The organism is Streptomyces subrutilus (genome assembly GCF_001746425.1).
GTDB lineage: Bacteria > Actinomycetota > Actinomycetes > Streptomycetales > Streptomycetaceae > Streptomyces > Streptomyces subrutilus_A.
Genome location: NZ_MEHK01000001.1, coordinates 672,105 through 687,629, shown reverse-complemented (window position 1 = coordinate 687,629; position 15,525 = coordinate 672,105). Strand labels below are relative to the sequence as shown.

General features: G+C 72.6%; 18 protein-coding genes. 9 read left to right on the top strand and 9 right to left on the bottom strand.

The genetic code is table 11. The features are described 5' to 3' along the window. Positions 1-75: 75 nt before the first annotated feature. From BGK67_RS04095 to BGK67_RS04085, 3 genes are all read right to left on the bottom strand, one after another. On the bottom strand, positions 76-801 hold the full coding sequence (locus BGK67_RS04095; RefSeq protein ID WP_069918604.1) for a carbonic anhydrase: 726 nt from the start codon (positions 799-801) through the stop codon (positions 76-78). 70 nt (positions 802-871) lie between these two features. Continuing rightward, the gene (locus tag BGK67_RS04090; protein ID WP_069918603.1) at positions 872-2,113 is read right to left on the bottom strand and encodes a cation:proton antiporter; all 1,242 of its coding nucleotides are present in this window, start codon (positions 2,111-2,113) and stop codon (positions 872-874) included. A 6-nt stretch (positions 2,114-2,119) separates the two neighbouring features. Next, entirely contained in the window at positions 2,120-2,590 is a 471-nt protein-coding gene (locus BGK67_RS04085) for a cation:proton antiporter regulatory subunit (RefSeq protein WP_069918602.1), read from the bottom strand. A gap of 274 nt (positions 2,591-2,864) precedes the next feature. Here BGK67_RS04085 and BGK67_RS04080 point away from each other — a divergent pair, with 274 nt between their 5' ends. The 6 genes from BGK67_RS04080 to BGK67_RS04050 all read left to right on the top strand — a co-directional run bounded on the left by BGK67_RS04080 (position 2,865) and on the right by BGK67_RS04050 (position 9,105). Next, positions 2,865-3,851: a HAMP domain-containing sensor histidine kinase gene (locus tag BGK67_RS04080; protein WP_069923614.1), complete on the top strand. Its 987-nt coding sequence runs from the start codon at positions 2,865-2,867 to the stop codon at positions 3,849-3,851. Beyond that, positions 3,848-4,528, top strand: a complete 681-nt coding sequence (locus BGK67_RS04075; RefSeq protein ID WP_069918601.1) for a response regulator — start codon at positions 3,848-3,850, stop codon at positions 4,526-4,528. The genes BGK67_RS04080 and BGK67_RS04075 overlap by 4 nt, the downstream gene beginning before the upstream one ends. Before the next feature lie 374 nt (positions 4,529-4,902). Next, entirely contained in the window at positions 4,903-5,490 is a 588-nt protein-coding gene (locus tag BGK67_RS04070) for an RNA polymerase sigma factor (protein ID WP_079153999.1), read from the top strand. Further along, a complete protein-coding gene (locus BGK67_RS04065) occupies positions 5,487-5,822 on the top strand; it encodes a hypothetical protein (RefSeq protein ID WP_069918600.1) in 336 nt (111 codons plus the stop codon). The genes BGK67_RS04070 and BGK67_RS04065 overlap by 4 nt, the downstream gene beginning before the upstream one ends. 730 nt (positions 5,823-6,552) lie before the next feature. Further along, positions 6,553-7,665: an ABC transporter substrate-binding protein gene (locus BGK67_RS04055; RefSeq protein WP_069918598.1), complete on the top strand. Its 1,113-nt coding sequence runs from the start codon at positions 6,553-6,555 to the stop codon at positions 7,663-7,665. A 273-nt stretch (positions 7,666-7,938) separates the two neighbouring features. Next, positions 7,939-9,105, top strand: coding sequence for an alanine--tRNA ligase-related protein (locus BGK67_RS04050; protein WP_069918597.1), 1,167 nt, complete (start codon positions 7,939-7,941; stop codon positions 9,103-9,105). A 24-nt stretch (positions 9,106-9,129) separates the two neighbouring features. On the opposite strand, the gene BGK67_RS04045 is transcribed toward BGK67_RS04050, so the two are convergent. Beyond that, positions 9,130-9,792 carry a GNAT family N-acetyltransferase gene (locus BGK67_RS04045; RefSeq protein ID WP_069918596.1) on the bottom strand — a complete coding sequence of 221 codons (663 nt, stop codon included), beginning with the start codon at positions 9,790-9,792 and terminating at the stop codon, positions 9,130-9,132. A gap of 244 nt (positions 9,793-10,036) precedes the next feature. Between BGK67_RS04045 and BGK67_RS04040 the strand changes: the two genes are divergently transcribed. Continuing rightward, positions 10,037-10,495, top strand: a complete 459-nt coding sequence (locus tag BGK67_RS04040) for a hypothetical protein (RefSeq protein WP_069918595.1) — start codon at positions 10,037-10,039, stop codon at positions 10,493-10,495. 86 nt (positions 10,496-10,581) lie between these two features. Here BGK67_RS04040 and BGK67_RS04035 read toward each other — a convergent pair whose 3' ends face one another. Together BGK67_RS04035 and BGK67_RS04030 are read right to left on the bottom strand one after the other, a co-directional pair. Continuing rightward, positions 10,582-10,755: a CsbD family protein gene (locus BGK67_RS04035; RefSeq protein ID WP_069918594.1), complete on the bottom strand. Its 174-nt coding sequence runs from the start codon at positions 10,753-10,755 to the stop codon at positions 10,582-10,584. Positions 10,756-10,856: 101 nt separating this feature from the next. Continuing rightward, positions 10,857-11,222: a PRC domain containing protein gene (locus BGK67_RS04030; protein WP_069918593.1), complete on the bottom strand. Its 366-nt coding sequence runs from the start codon at positions 11,220-11,222 to the stop codon at positions 10,857-10,859. A 422-nt stretch (positions 11,223-11,644) separates the two neighbouring features. Between BGK67_RS04030 and BGK67_RS04025 the strand changes: the two genes are divergently transcribed. Then, positions 11,645-11,878 carry a hypothetical protein gene (locus BGK67_RS04025; protein WP_069918592.1) on the top strand — a complete coding sequence of 78 codons (234 nt, stop codon included), beginning with the start codon at positions 11,645-11,647 and terminating at the stop codon, positions 11,876-11,878. A 45-nt stretch (positions 11,879-11,923) separates the two neighbouring features. Here the strand turns inward: BGK67_RS04025 and BGK67_RS04020 are convergent, their stop codons facing one another. Beyond that, on the bottom strand, positions 11,924-12,382 hold the full coding sequence (locus BGK67_RS04020; protein WP_069918591.1) for a DUF5709 domain-containing protein: 459 nt from the start codon (positions 12,380-12,382) through the stop codon (positions 11,924-11,926). 247 nt (positions 12,383-12,629) lie between these two features. Here BGK67_RS04020 and BGK67_RS04015 point away from each other — a divergent pair, with 247 nt between their 5' ends. Next, positions 12,630-13,526 carry an oxygenase MpaB family protein gene (locus BGK67_RS04015; protein WP_069918590.1) on the top strand — a complete coding sequence of 299 codons (897 nt, stop codon included), beginning with the start codon at positions 12,630-12,632 and terminating at the stop codon, positions 13,524-13,526. 24 nt (positions 13,527-13,550) lie between these two features. Here the strand turns inward: BGK67_RS04015 and BGK67_RS04010 are convergent, their stop codons facing one another. Next, a complete protein-coding gene (locus BGK67_RS04010) occupies positions 13,551-13,859 on the bottom strand; it encodes a hypothetical protein (RefSeq protein WP_069918589.1) in 309 nt (102 codons plus the stop codon). A 570-nt stretch (positions 13,860-14,429) separates the two neighbouring features. Beyond that, a complete protein-coding gene (gene ppk2 / locus BGK67_RS04005; protein ID WP_069918588.1) occupies positions 14,430-15,422 on the bottom strand; it encodes a polyphosphate kinase 2 in 993 nt (330 codons plus the stop codon). Positions 15,423-15,525: the final 103 nt, after the last annotated feature.

The window sequence follows — 15,525 nt, the reverse complement described above, 5'->3', positions numbered from 1 at the left end:
AGATGACCCGCCCCGGGGGCCGCTCCTCCCCGGACGGCCGGCCGACGAGCCTGCTCCGCACCCCCTGAGCAGTGGTCAGCGGGTCTGGTGGACCCGCTGGCTGGTCAGCTCGTACCGCGCTCCGACCACGGCCAGCTCGCCCGAGGCGGCTTTCGCCGCGATGCTCGGCTCGGCGACGAGCCGCGAGCGCACCTGCCGCACGTTCGCCGTGATGGCCGCGTCCACGCGCGCCGCCCCCTGAACGCCGGGGTCGATCACCGGGCGGATCTGGTCGGCCAGGTACTGCATGTGCCCGGGCAGCCGCTCGCCGGTCCTGGCGGCCTGAACGGCGGCCGTGACGGCCCCGCACGACTGGTGCCCCAGGACGACGACGAGCGGGATGCCCAACTCCAGGACCCCGTACGTGATGCTGGCGAGGACCGCCTCGTCCAGAACGGGGCCTGCCGAGCGCACCGTCAGCAGATCGCCCAGCCCCTGGTCGAAGACCAGCTCGGGCGGGACGCGGGAGTCCACGCACCCGAGGACGGTGGCGAAGGGGTGCTGACCGGAGACCAGGGTCTGCCGCACGGCCCGCGTCTGGTCCGGATGCCGCTCGTGGTACGTCCGCCAGCGGGCGTTGCCCGCGACGAGCTCCCGCAGCGCGGACTCGGGAGTCCCGGGCCGCGCGCTCTTCTCCGCGCGGGTGGCTTTCGAGGGGGAGTCCGACACCAGCCCGGCGGTCACCGCCACCGCCCCGGCCAGCGAGGCCTGGACGAGCCGGCGGCGTCCGAAGGGCCCATGACGTTCAGCATTGCCTGTCATATACGGGCAAGCTAGACGCATCCGGGCCGGTGTGCGGGCTGCCGCTCCAGGCGTGGCCCGGCGGGGTCCTTCAGGTACGGCCGACCGGGTCCTGGTCCTGGACGGCTTCCGGGGCCCCCGGCTGCGAGGGCACGCCCAGGACGGGCCCGGACGGGGTGCGCCGCCGGCTGACCCAGGCCGCGGCGGGTTCGGTGTAGCGGGCGGTGAGCGGTCCGACCACCACGAGGATCAGGACGTACGCCGTCGCGAGCGGGCCCAGGGCGGGCTCGATCCCGGCGGTGACGGCGAGGCCGGCGATGACGATGGAGAACTCGCCGCGGGCGACGAGGGTACCCCCCGCCCGCCAGCGGCCCTTGACCCCGACACCGGCGCGCTTGGCCGCCCAGTAGCCGGTCGCGATCTTCGTACCCGTGGTGACCAGCGCCAGCGCGAGGGCGGGCAGCAGGACCGGCGGGATGCTGGCGGGGTCGGTGTGCAGGCCGAAGAAGACGAAGAACACGGCGGCGAACAGGTCGCGCAGCGGGCTGAGCAGGGTGTGCGTGCCCTCTGCCACCTCACCCGACAGGGCGATGCCGACGAGGAACGCGCCGACGGCGGCCGACACTTGGAGCTGCTGGGCGATACCCGCGACGAGCAGCGTCAGCCCGAGCACCACGAGGAGGAGCTTCTCCGGGTCGTCGCTGGAGACGAAGCGCGATATGTGGCGCCCGTAGCGGACCGCGACGAACAGGACCGCCCCGGCGACGCCGAGCGCGATGGCCAGGGTCGCGCTGCCCGCGGCGAGGCTCACCCCGGCGAGGAGCGCGGTGACGATCGGCAGGTAGACGGCCATGGCCAGGTCTTCGAGGACCAGGATGCTGAGGATGGCCGGGGTCTCGCGGTTGCCGAGCCGGCCGAGGTCGCCCATGACCTTGGCGATGACTCCGGAGGACGAGATCCAGGTGACGCCCGCCAGGACCACCGCGGCCACCGGGCCCCAGCCCATCAACAGGGCGGCGACCGCCCCGGGCACCGCGTTCAGGCCGAAGTCGACCAGCCCGGCCGGGTACTGGGTCTTGAGGTTGGACACCAGGTCGCTGGCCGTGTACTCGAGGCCCAGCATCAGCAGCAGCAGGATCACGCCGATCTCGGCGCCGATCGCGACGAACTCCTCGCTCGCCCCCATCGGCAGCAGTCCGCCGGTGCCGAAGGCCAGCCCGGCCAGGAGGTAGAGCGGAATGGGAGAGAACTTCAGGCGGCCGGCGACCCGGCCGAGCAGGCCCAGGCCGAGGATGATCGCACCGAACTCGATCAGGAAGAGAGCGGAATGCACGGCTTCTCACTCCCGTCCGAGTAGGGCGGCTGCGGCGTCGACGCCCTCGCGGGTGCCGATGACGATCAGCGTGTCCCCGCCCGCCAGGCGGAAGTCCGGCGCGGGCGAGGGCCGGGCCTCCGCGCGGCGCAGCACGGCCACGATCGAGACACCGGTCTCGGTGCGCATCCTGGTCTCGCCCAGCACACGCCCGTTCCAGTACGAGTGCGCCGACAGCTCGATCCGCTCGGCGACCAGTCCCAGATCGGTGGTGTGCAGGAGGTTCGGGCTGTGGTGGGCCGGCATCAGGGCGTCGATCAGGGACGTGGTCTCCGCCGAGGTCAGGTGCAGCGACTGGGCGCAGGCGTCGGGGTCGTCGGCCCGGTAGACGTTCACCGTCCGGGTGCCGTCGCGGTGGGCGATCACCGACAGGTGGCGGTGCTCGCGGGTGGTGAGGTCGTACTGGACCCCGATGCCGGGCAGTGGTGTGGTGCTCATGCGTGGAGCAGGCACAGCTGTCCCCCCTCGTGTTCGTTCCGTACGTGATGCCGGGGGCGGTTGCTGTCCCGGGCAGGGGACGGCCCCTCGGCAGCCCCATCGTGCCATTTTCCGCAGGGCCGAAATATGGGTGCCGGCACGGATGGACGGAGCCCCTCCGCTCGGTCAGGATGAGCCGGGGACGTAGGCTCTGCCGCAGGTCAGCGCGCCGGGATACGGGAGGGTCGCGGGGCTGTGGCGGATGCCGGGGGACCGGCCGGAAAGGCGTGTGGCCGTGTCGTTGTACTGGCGGATCTTCCTCCTGAACGCCTGCGTGCTGGCCGTCGCCGTGGCCCTGCTGCTCGGCCCGGTCACCGTCTCCACCCCGGTCCTCTTCGGCGAGGCGCTCATCCTGCTCGGCGGACTCGCCGCGATGCTGGTGATCACCGCGGCGCTCCTCAAGGTCGGTCTGGCCCCGCTCGCCCGCCTGAACCGCGCGATGGCCAACGCCGACCTGCTCAAGCCCGGAGCCCGCCCCGCCGTCACCGGAGACGGGGAGATCGCCGCGCTGACGCAGACCTTCAACGCCATGCTCGACCGGCTCGAAGCCGAACGGGCCACCAGCAGCGGGCGAGTACTGACCGCGCTGGAAGCCGAACGCAAACGCATCGCCCAGGAGCTCCACGACGAGATCGGCCAGACCCTCACCGCCGTCCTCCTCCAGATCAAGCACGCCGCCGACCAGGCGCCCGAACCGGTCCGCACCGACCTGCGCCAGGCCCAGGAGACCACCCGCACCAGCCTCGACGAGATCCGCCGCATCGCCCGCCGGCTGCGCCCGGGCGTCCTGGAGGAACTCGGCCTGCACAGCGCACTGCGCTCCCTGGCCGCCGAGTTCACCACCCCGCGCCTGGGCGCCACCGCCCACATCACCCCGGGTCCGCCCCACCTGGACCCGGCCGCCGAACTCGTCCTCTACCGCGTCGCCCAGGAAGGCCTGACCAACGCCGTCCGCCACTCCGGCGCCACCCGCGTCGAGGTCCACCTGCGACCCCTGCCCCGCGGCGGAGTCACCCTGCTGGTACGGGACAACGGGCACGGCCTCGGCGAGGCATCCGAGGGCGCGGGCATCCGGGGGATGCGCGAACGCGCCCTGCTGATCGGCGCGGAACTCGTCGTCGAGGCCGGCGCGCACGGCGGCACCCAGGTCCGACTCGACATCAGGGAAGCCACCGCCACCGCCGACGACGCCATCCCCGAGACCACGAGGGCCCCACGATGACCCAGCCCGCCCCCGGACCCGTCCCCGGCTCCGCCGCCCGCATCCTGCTCGCCGACGACCACACCCTCGTCCGCCGCGGCGTACGCCTCATTCTCGACGCCGAACCCGACCTGAGCGTGGTCACCGAGGCGGCCGACGGCGCCGAAGCCGTCGCCCAGGCCCGCGGTCTCGACATCGACCTCGCCGTCCTCGACGTCGCCATGCCCCGCCGGACCGGCCTGCAAGCCGCCCGCGAACTCGCCCGCCTCCGGCCCGGCCTGCGGATCCTGATGCTCACCATGTACGACAACGAGCAGTACTTCTTCGAGGCCCTGCGCGCCGGAGCCTGCGGCTACGTCCTCAAATCCGTCGCCGACCGCGACCTCGTCGAAGCCTGCCGCGCCGCGCTGCGTGACGAACCGTTCATCTACCCCGGCGCCGAGACCACCCTCATCCGCACCTACCTCGACCGCGCCCGGGGCGGCGGCCCGCTCCCGGACCGGCCCATCACCGAACGCGAGGAGGAGATCCTCAAACTCGTCGCCGAAGGCCACAGCTCCAAGGAGATCGGCGACCTCCTCGTCATCAGCCCCAAGACCGTCGAGCGCCACCGCGCCAACCTGCTCCAAAAGCTCGGCCTGCGCGACCGCCTCGAACTCACCCGCTACGCCATCCGCGTCGGCCTCATCGAACCCTGAACCCGCCCCGCGGGAACCGGCCTCGCGGGGGAGGCCGGCTACGAGGAAGAGTTCCGCACCCCCACTGCTCGTGCCAGCGCCTGAGCAGCGCCACGTGGTCAGCGGGGGTGACGTGCCGCCCCGGCGCGTGGCTCGCGGCCGCGGGGAACTTCGGCCGGAGGTGAATCCTTTTCTCGCCTCCCCGCCTCTTGTTCGTGTACCGGCCGAACGGGCCGGCGGAACGGAACCGGGAGGAACACCAATGATGGTCACTGGCCTCGTAGTGATCGGAGCCCTGCTCGTGGGTGCCTGCGGCCGGCACCTGATGCGGCGCTACCGGAGCCGGGGGTGACGGGCACCAGCAGCGAGGGAAGTCCTCAGGGAATGAGCAACAGATGACCCAACGCTTCCGCTGGCCGGACGAGCGACTGATCCGTGCCGCTCAGGACGGCGACGTCGCTTCGCTCACCACCGTCGTCACGCAATCGCAGCCCCACGTACGCAAGTTCGCCCTGTCGCTGTGCGCCTCGCCGCAGGACGCGGAGGATGCGGCGCAGGAGGCACTGATCATCCTCTATCGGAAGATCGGCACCCTGCGGGCGACCGGCGCGCTCGCCTCGTGGATGTTCCGGATCGTGCGCAACGAATGCCTCCGGCAGGTACGGCTGCTCGTCTCGCGGAACGACGAGGCGTCGGCCGAAGCGGAGGCGGACGGGGGACCGTCCGCCGAGGACACTGTGCTGCACCGGCTGGAGGCGGAGCGGGTCGCGGCCGCGGTCAGCGCCCTACCGCGCGACCTGCGGCAGGTCCTGATCATGCGGGACGTGCAGGGCCTGCCCGGCAGGACCGTCGCCCACGCGCTCGGTCTGAGCGGCGCCGCCATGAAATCGAGGCTGCACAGGGCACGAGCGGCGCTGCGTCTCTCCCTGGCGGCGACCGGCCAGGCCATCGACCGACCAGTGGCAGAGGACTCACGAGGATGACCACCATGAACAACGTGACGCCCGGACAGGACGCGAAGACCGGGGCCGGCCCCCGGTCCGCGGCGCCCGGCAGGAACTTCGCCAGCAGGTCCGTCCCGCGCCACCTGGCGCGCGGCGCCATCGGCTTCGGGCTGCTCATCGGCTCGCTCGCCCTGGTGCCCGTCGTCGGCCCGGCCGTCCTGCTGGCGGCCCCGTTGGCACTGATCGCCTTCCGCGGCTGCCCCACGTGCTGGATGGTCGGGCTGGCGCAGACCATCTCCCGCGGCCGTCTGGAGCGACAGTGTGCGGACGGCGTGTGCACCCTGACCGACCGCCGTCGGCAGGCGCTGTGACCCCCCCCGGTCATGCACGATGACGATGACGATGACGATCACACCACGGTCCGTCAGGCATCAGGGCACCGAGCACGGCCAGCAGCTGCGGAGGCTCTCCGTCCTCACCCTCGGTGTAGTGGCCGGTCCTCGCCCCCTCGGGCAGCTTGCGCTGCGCCAACCCCTGGGCCTCGAGCCGCTCCGCGGCCTCACCCGTCAGCAGCCGGAAGCCCGCGAAGCCGTCCGGCAGGGAGATGGTGCGCAGGGCGTCCGCATCCGCGTCCGCGCCCTGGCCGTTGGAGACGAGGCCGGGCGCCCTCGTTTCGGACGACCGCGGTTCCGGGTGGTACGAGGCCGTGGCCTGTACCCCCGCGACAGCGGCGATCAGCGCGGTCGCGCCGATGACGACCCTGCGACGCTTGCTCTCCCACCGCGCGGTCGCGGCAGGGTGGTAGCCCGGCCGTCGGCGCAGAACACCAGCGCGCCGGTCCGGATCCTGTTCCAGGAGAACGGGGCTGCCGTGGCAGGGGTTTGGGTGATGTCGACGAGTACCCCCGGGCCGGAGGCCGGTCGGCGCAGTGCCGGCGGCCGCGGGGGCTCGGTCGTCGAATAATCGGTTGCCCCGCGGCGGTGGCGGTGGATGCAATGCCCGGCAAGGTCTCCCGGGTGCGCGGCCGCGACAGGACACGACGACCGCGCCGTGCGGCCCGGGCGAACCGCGACCACCTCGCCACACGGGAGACGCCAGCGCATGAACACACCCCCCTCGCCGCCCGGAGCGGACCGGTCCGACGCGGCGCCCGTCCGGATCGGCGCCCTCGTCCCGCTGACCCGGCCCGGCTGGGCCGAGGCAGGCAGGCACCTGCTCGCCGGTCTCGAGCTGGCCGCGCGCGAGGTCAATGCCGCCGGCGGGATCGCCGGCAGCCCACTCGAGCTGGCGGTCCGGGACACCGCGGCTGATCCCCGGCGGGCCGCGGCGGCCGTTGACGAACTGGCCCGGCTGGGTGTGGCCGCCCTGGCGGGGGAGTACCACAGCGTCGTCGCGCGCACCGCCGCCGCCCGGGCCGACGCCCTCGGCCTGCCCTTCCTCTGCTCGTCAGCGGTTCTCGACGCACTCACCGACCAGCCCACGGAGTGGGTCGCGCGCCTCGCCCCGGCGCAGTCCCACGGCTGGCGCAGCTACGCGGACTTCCTCCTCGGCGCGGGCCACACCCGCATCGCCGCGGCCACCCAGCCGAGCGTCTACTGGGCATCCGGCGCCCGCATCCTGCGCGACCACCTCACTCCACGCGGCGGCACCCTCATCGAGTTCGACATGAGCGCGCTCAGCCCCGCGACCGTGTGCGAGGCACTCGTCGACAACCGTGCGACGGCCCTCCTCGTGCTGGTCGGCCACCCGGAACCGGCCGTACCGATCGTCCGATCCGTCCGAGCCGACCGGCGCCTCACCGGGATCACGATCGGTGCTCCGGCCGGACAGCCGGAGTTCTCGGAATGGAAGGCGCTGCTGGGCGACGGCGGCGCGGCGATCCCGTTCCTGCGCTACCTGCCCGAGCGCCTCACCCCCCTCGGCACGCGAGTCGAGACGGCCCTGCGCGAGCGGCTGGCCGAAGCGCCCTCCTTCGTCGCCTTCGAGGGGTACGACACGATCGCCGTCCTCGCCGAGATGCTGCGCAGCCGCGGCACGGACCGGGCCGGCGTGGCCGGATCCTGGCCGCACGTCGCGGTCGACGGCACCCGCGGGCGGATCGAGTTCACCCGCACGCCCGGCATCGGCGTCTGGCAGTGGGCCTGGGCCCCGGTCCAGGTCGTCGACCGCGATCCGGCCGAACCCGATCGCTTCCGGATCCTCCACACCGGTTGACCGACGGCCGCGGCCGCCATCGCGGTGCCGCGGGAAATGCGAGTGCCGCGGTGGGCAGGCCGGCGTTATGGTGAACGCATGAACGTCACCGGCCTGAACACCACCGCGACCGCGCGAGCGACCTGCTCGCCGGTTGCCGCCGCCTGACGCTTCCCCCTCCCACCGGCGACCGGAAACGGTCCGTCGGTGATGCCGTGGCCCTTCCGCCCCGGCCGGACCCCTGAACGGTCCCGTTTTCCGGTGCCTCCCCGCTTCACGCGAAGGAGCCACCCCATGCACACAGAACAGCTGGTCAGGACATTCGTCGAGTACTTCGAAGAGCGCGGCCACCGCCGCATCTCCGGCTCGACGCTGCTGCCACCGCCCGGCGATCCCGTGCTCTTCACCACCTCGGGCATGCACCCGCTCACCCCGTACCTCGAAGGCCGCCCCCATCCGCTGGGCAGGCGGCTGGTCAACGTGCAGCGCTGCCTGCGCACCACGGACCTGGAGGAGGTCGGCGACGCCACCCACCTGACGGTCTTCGAGATGCTCGGCACCTGGTCGCTGGGCGACTACGACGGCCCGGTCAGTCTCGACTGGGGACACGGGCTGCTCACCGAGGGCCTGGGCATCGACCCCGGCCTGCTGCACGCCACCGTCCACGCCGGCGACGACCGGACCCCGCCGGACAGCGCCTCCCTTCGGCTGTGGCAGGACCGCGGCGTCCCGGTGGAACTCACCGTGGACGACAACTGGTGGTCCAACGGACCGGTCGGACCCTGCGGTCCCGACTCGGAGATCTTCCTGTGGAGCGGTGACGGTCCGCCCAGGTCGACACCCACCCGCGACGACCGCTGGGTGGAGGTGTGGAACCACGTGACGATGAGCCACCGCCGGCTCGGCGACGGCTCCCTCGTACCGCTTCCCCAGCGCAACGTGGACACCGGCCTCGGCCTGGAGCGGCTCGCCTCACTGCTGCAGGGCAAGCCCTCCGTGTTCGAGGCCGACGTCTTCGAACCCTGGCTGCGCCTCGTGCCGACGGTGTGGCTCCTGGAGGAGCCGTCGCTGCGTCTGGTCTGCGACCACCTGCGCTCGGCCGTCGTGGTACTCGGCGACGGAGTGCTCCCGGCCAACACCGCCCGGGGCTACGTACTGCGACGCCTGGTGCGACGGGTGCTCACCGTGCTGTGGCGGGACGATCCCTCGCGGAGCGTGGAAGACCTGCCGGACGAGCTGGTCCGCCACACCCTGGACCGCTTCCGGCAGGACATGGGCCCGAGCGATGTGCGGCGGTTGCTGCGCGACGAGGAGCGCCGGTTCCGCCGGCTCCTGGGGCGCGGCCGGCAGGTGCTCGCCCGCCCCCGGTTCCGGGGCCCGCTGACCGAGGAGGACTACCACTACCTCCACGACACCCACGGTCTGCCCCGCGACCTGGTCAGGAGCCTGCGGCAAGAGTGAGAGGGCCGGAGCGGGGCACCCCCGCTAGCCCGTCGCGGGTCCGGCCGCAGGACCGGGGTCGCGCCACATCGGCCAGACGGTCGGCCCGCCCTCCGGGATCCGGATCTCACCCGTGACGCGGAAGCCCAGCCCTTCGTAGAAGGGGATGTTGGCGACCTTGCTGGATTCCAGGTAGGCGGACTGGCCGAGCCGGTCACAGTCGGCCAGCTGCTGGCGCACCAGTGCCGAGCCGACCCCGGCTCCCTGGAGCCGCGGGTCGGTTCCCACCGACGGCAGGTACCAGTGCGGTGCGTCCGGATGGGCCTCGTGCATGGCGTTCTGGACTCCCGCGGCACGCTGCATCCCGCCGAGGCCGAAGATCCGGGCGTAATGGGGGAGCGCCGCCAGCTCCCGTACCCCGGAGGGCTCCCAGCGCCCGGGCCCCGACCACAGTGCGGCCGCCAGCAGCCGCCCCTCGCCGGTCGCGGCGACCCGGACCCCGCCGGCGCGCGGCCGCTGCTGCCGCTGGGCCAGCCTGAAGTAGCGGGCGATCCTGCGCTCCCGGTCGGCGGCGCCGGGGATCATCCATGCCATGACCGGGTCGTCGGCGAAGGCGCGGGCCAGGAGCGCGGCGACCGACCCTGCCTCATGGGGCCGGGCGAACCGGATCCCGTATCCGGCCGACGGCAGCGCTGGATGTGTGCTCATGGGGCCACGGTAGGCAGCGGGGCCGCCCCGCCCCCGCCGTGCGGCGGGGACACGCCGTACGGGCCCCCCGCTCACCGATCGGCCGCAGGGCGCTCGGGCCGCGTTCGTTTCCAACCGGCGGTTCGGTGTGCCGGGCCCCCACGGCCCCGGTCGCATAACCAGTGGACGCCCGCGGCGGGTTGGGATACCCGTAGTCGACCGTCCGCTGAGTTCGATCACGTCATCGGGACCCGACCATCAGGGCGTGGCCACCAGCCTCGTGAGCGCGGTGATGTCCGCCGCCCTCCTCATCGGCGGACTCGCCCCCCTGCTGGCGGACCGGGCCAACCGGAAGCTCGGCGTGCGCCTGCTGGTCCCGCCGACCCTGGCCGTCCTCGTGGCGGCTCTCGGCCTCGGCGGCACGGAACGGGCCTGGCTCACCATCACGGTGTTCCTCCTCGCCGTGGGAGCCCCGGCCATCACCGCCGTGGTGGTGGACGACGTCTTCAACCAAGGCGTGCCCTCGCGCTACCGCTCCGGCCTGTTGTCCCTCATCACGTTCGTCGAGTCGCTGCTGATCGCCGGCGGATACCTTCTGCTGGGCCGGCTCATCGACACCTTCGGTTCGGGGGCCGGCTTCGCCTGGTACGCGGTGGTCCCCGCCGTCGCCCTGGTGCTGGGCATCCCCTCGATCCTGAAGGGCCGTTGGGTGAAGGCCGCCTGACTCGGGGCTTCGGCGATCACGACATGCCTCGGTTCCGGAGCCCCGAAGGGGTCCGGAACCGAGGCATGTTCGCCGGTGGGGTCAGGTCACCGCTTGAACATGTCCTTCATCTTTTCCTTGGCCTGGCGGGCATCGCCCTTCGCCCCTTCGCCGCGGCCTTCGGCGGTCAGTCGCTCGTTGCCCACCAGGCGACCGGCCGTCTCCTTGAGCTTGCCCTTCGCCTGCTCGGCCTTGGCCTTGCCCTTCTCGTCCTGCGACATGGTGGATCACTCCCTGGGGGTGCGGGGAACTGCCTTGCTCTTCCCGTCTGACCCGGATCGCGGTCGGCAAACGGGGGCACTCGACCGGGCGCGGTATCCGATCAGGCGGGCGGGACGCCGAACGGCATGCGGGAGAGGTAGTGAGTCACCAGGGCCTCGCGATGGTCATCGTTCCCCAGGTGCTCCTCCCGGTGGAACTCCGGAGCCGCCTTGATCTCCGCCTTCGTACGGTCCACGTAGACCTTCTCCGCCGCATGGTCGACCCGGGTCACCAGACCGGCCGGGAGCAGGACCTCCTTGCCGAGGATCCACACACCGGTGTCGACGACCAGATAGGCGTCGGTCACCTCGTCGGAGTGCTTGTCGACCTTGCCGATGCCGCCGTCGACCGCCTCGACCCGGTAGCCGGTGAGGTCCGCCGCCAGGTAGTCGACCCCGGCACGGTAGGCCCACACGTTCTCCGTCATGCGAAACAACTCCTTCGATCGGAACCGCGGCCCCTGTGCGCGCTCCGTCGTCCCGGGCACGGAGGGGCTTTCCGTTGAAGGCGCGCCTGCCCCGTCACCCGCGGCTCCACTCCCGGCAGTGTGCGGCCGCCGGTCCGCTCCGAGAAAAGGAGTGCGTTCGGACCGTTTGAGCCGGCGGAGAGCGGCCATACGCGCGGTAACGGGAGGCTGCGGCGGTGAGCGGCGCGGCGTCCCGAGCGGGCCCGAGCCGCGTGGTGGCATCCCCCCGCCATCACGCGGTCGGCGCTCCCGCCCGATTCGACGCGTACGTCCCGCCCCGTGACATCCCGGCTGGCGAGCGTGGTGCGCATAATTGGTGCACGTTCGCGCGATATTGATGCAACCATGGTGCACATCTGACCCCCAGAGAGGATGTCGTCCCCATGGAGCAGCAGCAACTTCCCTCCCACCCGGACAGCGAGCGGTACTCCGTGACCCTGTGCCCCCCGGCCGTCACCATCGTCTCCGAGCTGACCGCCGAGTCCGGCGTCAGCAAGTCCGACGTGATCAACCGGGCGGTGCTGCTGCTCGGGTTCGTCGAGAGCGAGCGCGCCAAGGGCAACGACCTGATGATCCGCGACACCGCCGGCGCCCTGGAGCGCATCCACATCATCTGACGGTCGGGAAGGTGGCCCTGCTCGTCCTCGCAGGGCCGGGTCGCCTCATTCGTCCCGCTCGTCGGCGGGCGGCAGCTCCTCGATCACATGGACGGCGGCCTCTTCGGCGGATGCCGCGCCGCCGTCGATCCCGACGTCACGGGCCAGTACGGAGGTGTGGCGCTGCGGCGCCGTATCGTCGACCGCGGTCAGGCGGCCTGCCCGGTCCGGTCCGGCCAGCATGGGGTCGCCGACCTCGTCGGAGTTCTCGTCCTGTGCGGACACCTCCGGTTGCTCCCGCGCGAGCCGCTGGTCCAGGGTCTCGCCGCTCTGCCCCTCGGCGGCGGTCGTGCCCCTGTCGTCGACCGCCACGGGCCGGTCGAGCGGTACGAACGCGGTGTCGAGCGTGTCGTCGAGGTCCGGCTCGTCGAGGGTGTTCTGCAGGTCGGGCTGTGCCTCGGCGGACTCGTCGCTCTCCTGCGGCTGGTATACCGCGTCACCGTAGGCTTCGTCGGCGCTGCTCATCGGATGCTCCGTTCAGTCGGTTCCCGCGTACGGCCCGCGGCATCGGCAGAATTCTTGAACCCGCAGGTCAACGCGGTCTCGGCCCCTTTCCGACGCCTGTCGCACGGACGGGGCGCGGGCGCGCCCCGGCGTCCGTGACCTACCCCACGGACCCCTCGTACAAGGGGGCGCCTGCCCGTCGCAGGCCCTTTCAACCGCCCTCCCGTCCGGCATCCCGCAGGGCGGCTTCCCGGCGCATACTGGGCGCATGACCAGGGCGACGACGGCCGCCCGGCGCATCAGGCGGCAAGCCGGCGACGCGGTGTTCCTACGCGTCGCCGGGCCCGACGGAGCCCGCAACCGGGAGCGGATCCATTCCACTCCCGGACCTCGCTGGTTCGCTCCCGACCGGCCGGTGCGGCGGGTCCACGGGGACGCGTCGATGTTCGTCGGCGGGCTCGCCGCCCTGCTGCTCCAGTCCCTGCACCCCGTCGCCATGGCGGCCGTGGCGGCTCATTCCGGGTACCGGGGCGACCCGTGGGGGCGCCTGCACCGGACCAGTACCTTCCTGGCGGTCACCACCTTCGGCACGAGCGCCGACGCCGAGGCGGCGGTGGCCCGCGTACGCGAGGTGCACGCCCGCATCCGGGGCCGGACGGCCGAGGGAGTCCCGTACCGCGCCGACGATCCCGAGCTGCTGACCTGGGTGCACATCGCCGAGGCGGACTGCTTCCTGCGGGCCCACCAGCGGTACGGCATGCACCCGTTGGATCCGGCGGACTGCGACGCGTACCTCGCCGACACGGCGCGGGTGGCCCGGGCCCTGGGCGCGGACCGGCCGCCGGAGAACGCGCGGGAACTGGCGCTGAGGATGGCGGACTACCGGCCCACCCTGCGGCCGACGCCTGCCTCCCGGGACACCGCCCGGTTCCTGCTCACCGATCCGCCGCTGCCGGGGGCCGCCCGGCTGCCCTACGCGCTGCTCGCGGCGGCGGCCGTGGAGCTCCTGGCGCCGTGGGCCAGGGAGGCCGTCACCCTTGGTTCGGGTTCTACGGCCGGCTGGATACCCGGCCCGGCCGCTCGCGCGGGCGGCCACACCGTGACCCGGGCGATCCGCTGGGCGCTGCCCCCGGCCCCCAGACCGTCCCGCACGGCCGAGACCTGACCGTACGGCGCGGCTGCGCGCAGGTCAGTACTCCTCGTCCGGGTAACCCCAACGGATCTCCGGCTTGGCATCGGCGGCCACTTCGGCGACCGTTGCCGCGAAAAGCCCTTCGAAGTGCGGTTGCCACAGGTAGAAACGGGAGATGCCGAGCGGGAAGTCGCTGTCCCCGGAGACGAAGAACGAGCCGTCGTCATCCACGGCGATCCCGATGCTGACCTGGTTGTCCATGGACTCGTCGCGCATCAGCTCCTGCAGAGCGCGGACGATCTCCTGCGCCTGCGGTTCGCCGGTGACCCCGGTGACGGTGAAAGCAAGATCGATGTTGACTGACATGCCGGGAGACTAACCGGTGCCACTGACAGAGCCGGCGGCGCGCGGCCTGGTCGTGCGACTGTGCGCGGGGCGGGAACCGGCCGGCGCACGGGTCGGGCTCACGCCCGCCGTACGCGCGATCTCCGAGGGACCGCGCCAGGAGTCCGCGAACGGCAGCCTGGGCGCGCGTCACGGGCAGGGCGGCGGAGGGCGCTGCCGGCGGCGGGAGTCATCGCGAGGCCCCGCTGCCGGCGCTGATCGCGCGCCGGGAGCTCCTTCGCAGCGGTGAGCAGGGCGGGGAACCCGAGACGTTCGGCCTCCCGCAGCCCGAACGCGCGCATACGGCCACCGATGATCCGTACGCGCACGGGTCCGCGGCCTCCCGGCAGGGCCCCCACACCCACCCCATCCCGCCCCTGCCTCCGGCTCCGGCCGTGCCTGGGCACCCGTGCCTCCTTCGGCATCCGATCCGGCGCAGGCCCATCGTGCGGGCCCGGCCCGCCGTAGGGAAGCCCTGCGACAGGGGAAGGCCGCGCCCCGACCGCGGAACTCCGCCGTGTGCGCCGCGGCCGGGGCGGTCGCCGTCAGGCGTCAGGCGGGCGCCGGCTCCCCGGGGTCGGTCGGCGGCGCCGGCCGCGGGTGGCGGCCGGGGCCCAGGGGAGGACCGGCCAGCGGGGTGGGGGAGAGGTCGGTGTCTTCCTCGCCCGGTTCCAGGAGGGTGTCGGCGTTGCCCACGATCAGCGGGTCGGGGTGGCCGACCGCCGCCTCGTCCTTGCGGTCGTAGTCGGTGCGCGCCAGGAGGCTGCGGATCGCCTCCAGACGGCCCCGCCGCTTGTCGTTGCTCTTCACGACGGTCCAGGGCGCGTGCTCGGTGTCGGTGGCCCGGAACATCTCGATCTTGGCGGTGGTGTACGCGTCCCACAGGTCCAGGGAGGCGAGGTCGGTGGGGGACAGCTTCCACTGCCGCACCGGGTCGACCTGGCGGATCGCGAAGCGGGTGCGCTGCTCGGAGCGGGACACGGAGAACCACAACTTCACCAGCAGGATCCCGTCGGCCACCAGCATGGCCTCGAAGGCGGGGCACTGCCGCAGGAACAGCTCGTACTGTTCGTCGGTGCAGAAACCCATCACCCTCTCGACGCCGGCGCGGTTGTACCAGGAGCGGTCGAAGAAGACGATCTCGCCGGCGGTCGGCAGGTGGGCGACGTAGCGCTGGAAGTACCACTGGCCGGCTTCCCGCTCGTTCGGCTTGTCCAGGGCGACGATCCTGGCCCCGCGGGGATTGAGCCGCTCGGTGAACCGCTGGATCGTCCCGCCCTTGCCGGCCGCGTCCCTGCCCTCGCAGATCACCACCATCCGGGCTCCGCTGTCCTTGATCCAGCGCTGCAGCTTCAGCAGCTCGATCTGCAGGATCCGCTTGGTCCGCTCGTACTCGGCTCGGCGCAGCTTGCGGTCGTACGGATAGTTCTCCTGCCAGGTGCGGATCGGTGCGCCGGCCGAGTCCAGCAGCACCGGCTGCTCCGGCCGGTGGTCGTCCACGCTCAGCCCCGCCAGCAGGTCCAGGTCCTCGACTTCGGGGCGCATCGGTTCTGGTTCGTTCACACACCACGCCTACCCGCGAAACGCGGGATGCATCGGCCCGCCGCAAAAACGCCGTGCTCGGGGCGAATCAATATCTATGGCCGCG

Excerpts from the sequence above, each read along its gene's own strand:
- ppk2 (WP_069918588.1), bottom strand. The coding sequence starts at position 15,422 with ATGCGCCCCGAAGTCGAGGACCTGGACCTGCTGGCGGGGCTGAGCGTG.
- BGK67_RS04095 (WP_069918604.1), bottom strand. The coding sequence starts at position 801 with ATGACAGGCAATGCTGAACGTCATGGGCCCTTCGGACGCCGCCGGCTC.
- BGK67_RS04075 (WP_069918601.1), top strand. The coding sequence starts at position 3,848 with ATGACCCAGCCCGCCCCCGGACCCGTCCCCGGCTCCGCCGCCCGCATC.
- BGK67_RS04010 (WP_069918589.1), bottom strand. The coding sequence starts at position 13,859 with ATGTCAGTCAACATCGATCTTGCTTTCACCGTCACCGGGGTCACCGGC.
- BGK67_RS04085 (WP_069918602.1), bottom strand. The coding sequence starts at position 2,590 with ATGAGCACCACACCACTGCCCGGCATCGGGGTCCAGTACGACCTCACC.
- BGK67_RS04055 (WP_069918598.1), top strand. The coding sequence starts at position 6,553 with ATGAACACACCCCCCTCGCCGCCCGGAGCGGACCGGTCCGACGCGGCG.
- BGK67_RS04030 (WP_069918593.1), bottom strand. The coding sequence starts at position 11,222 with ATGACGGAGAACGTGTGGGCCTACCGTGCCGGGGTCGACTACCTGGCG.
- BGK67_RS04025 (WP_069918592.1), top strand. The coding sequence starts at position 11,645 with ATGGAGCAGCAGCAACTTCCCTCCCACCCGGACAGCGAGCGGTACTCC.
- BGK67_RS04045 (WP_069918596.1), bottom strand. The coding sequence starts at position 9,792 with ATGAGCACACATCCAGCGCTGCCGTCGGCCGGATACGGGATCCGGTTC.
- BGK67_RS04050 (WP_069918597.1), top strand. The coding sequence starts at position 7,939 with ATGCACACAGAACAGCTGGTCAGGACATTCGTCGAGTACTTCGAAGAG.
- BGK67_RS04035 (WP_069918594.1), bottom strand. The coding sequence starts at position 10,755 with ATGTCGCAGGACGAGAAGGGCAAGGCCAAGGCCGAGCAGGCGAAGGGC.
- BGK67_RS04015 (WP_069918590.1), top strand. The coding sequence starts at position 12,630 with ATGACCAGGGCGACGACGGCCGCCCGGCGCATCAGGCGGCAAGCCGGC.
- BGK67_RS04020 (WP_069918591.1), bottom strand. The coding sequence starts at position 12,382 with ATGAGCAGCGCCGACGAAGCCTACGGTGACGCGGTATACCAGCCGCAG.
- BGK67_RS04070 (WP_079153999.1), top strand. The coding sequence starts at position 4,903 with ATGACCCAACGCTTCCGCTGGCCGGACGAGCGACTGATCCGTGCCGCT.
- BGK67_RS04065 (WP_069918600.1), top strand. The coding sequence starts at position 5,487 with ATGACCACCATGAACAACGTGACGCCCGGACAGGACGCGAAGACCGGG.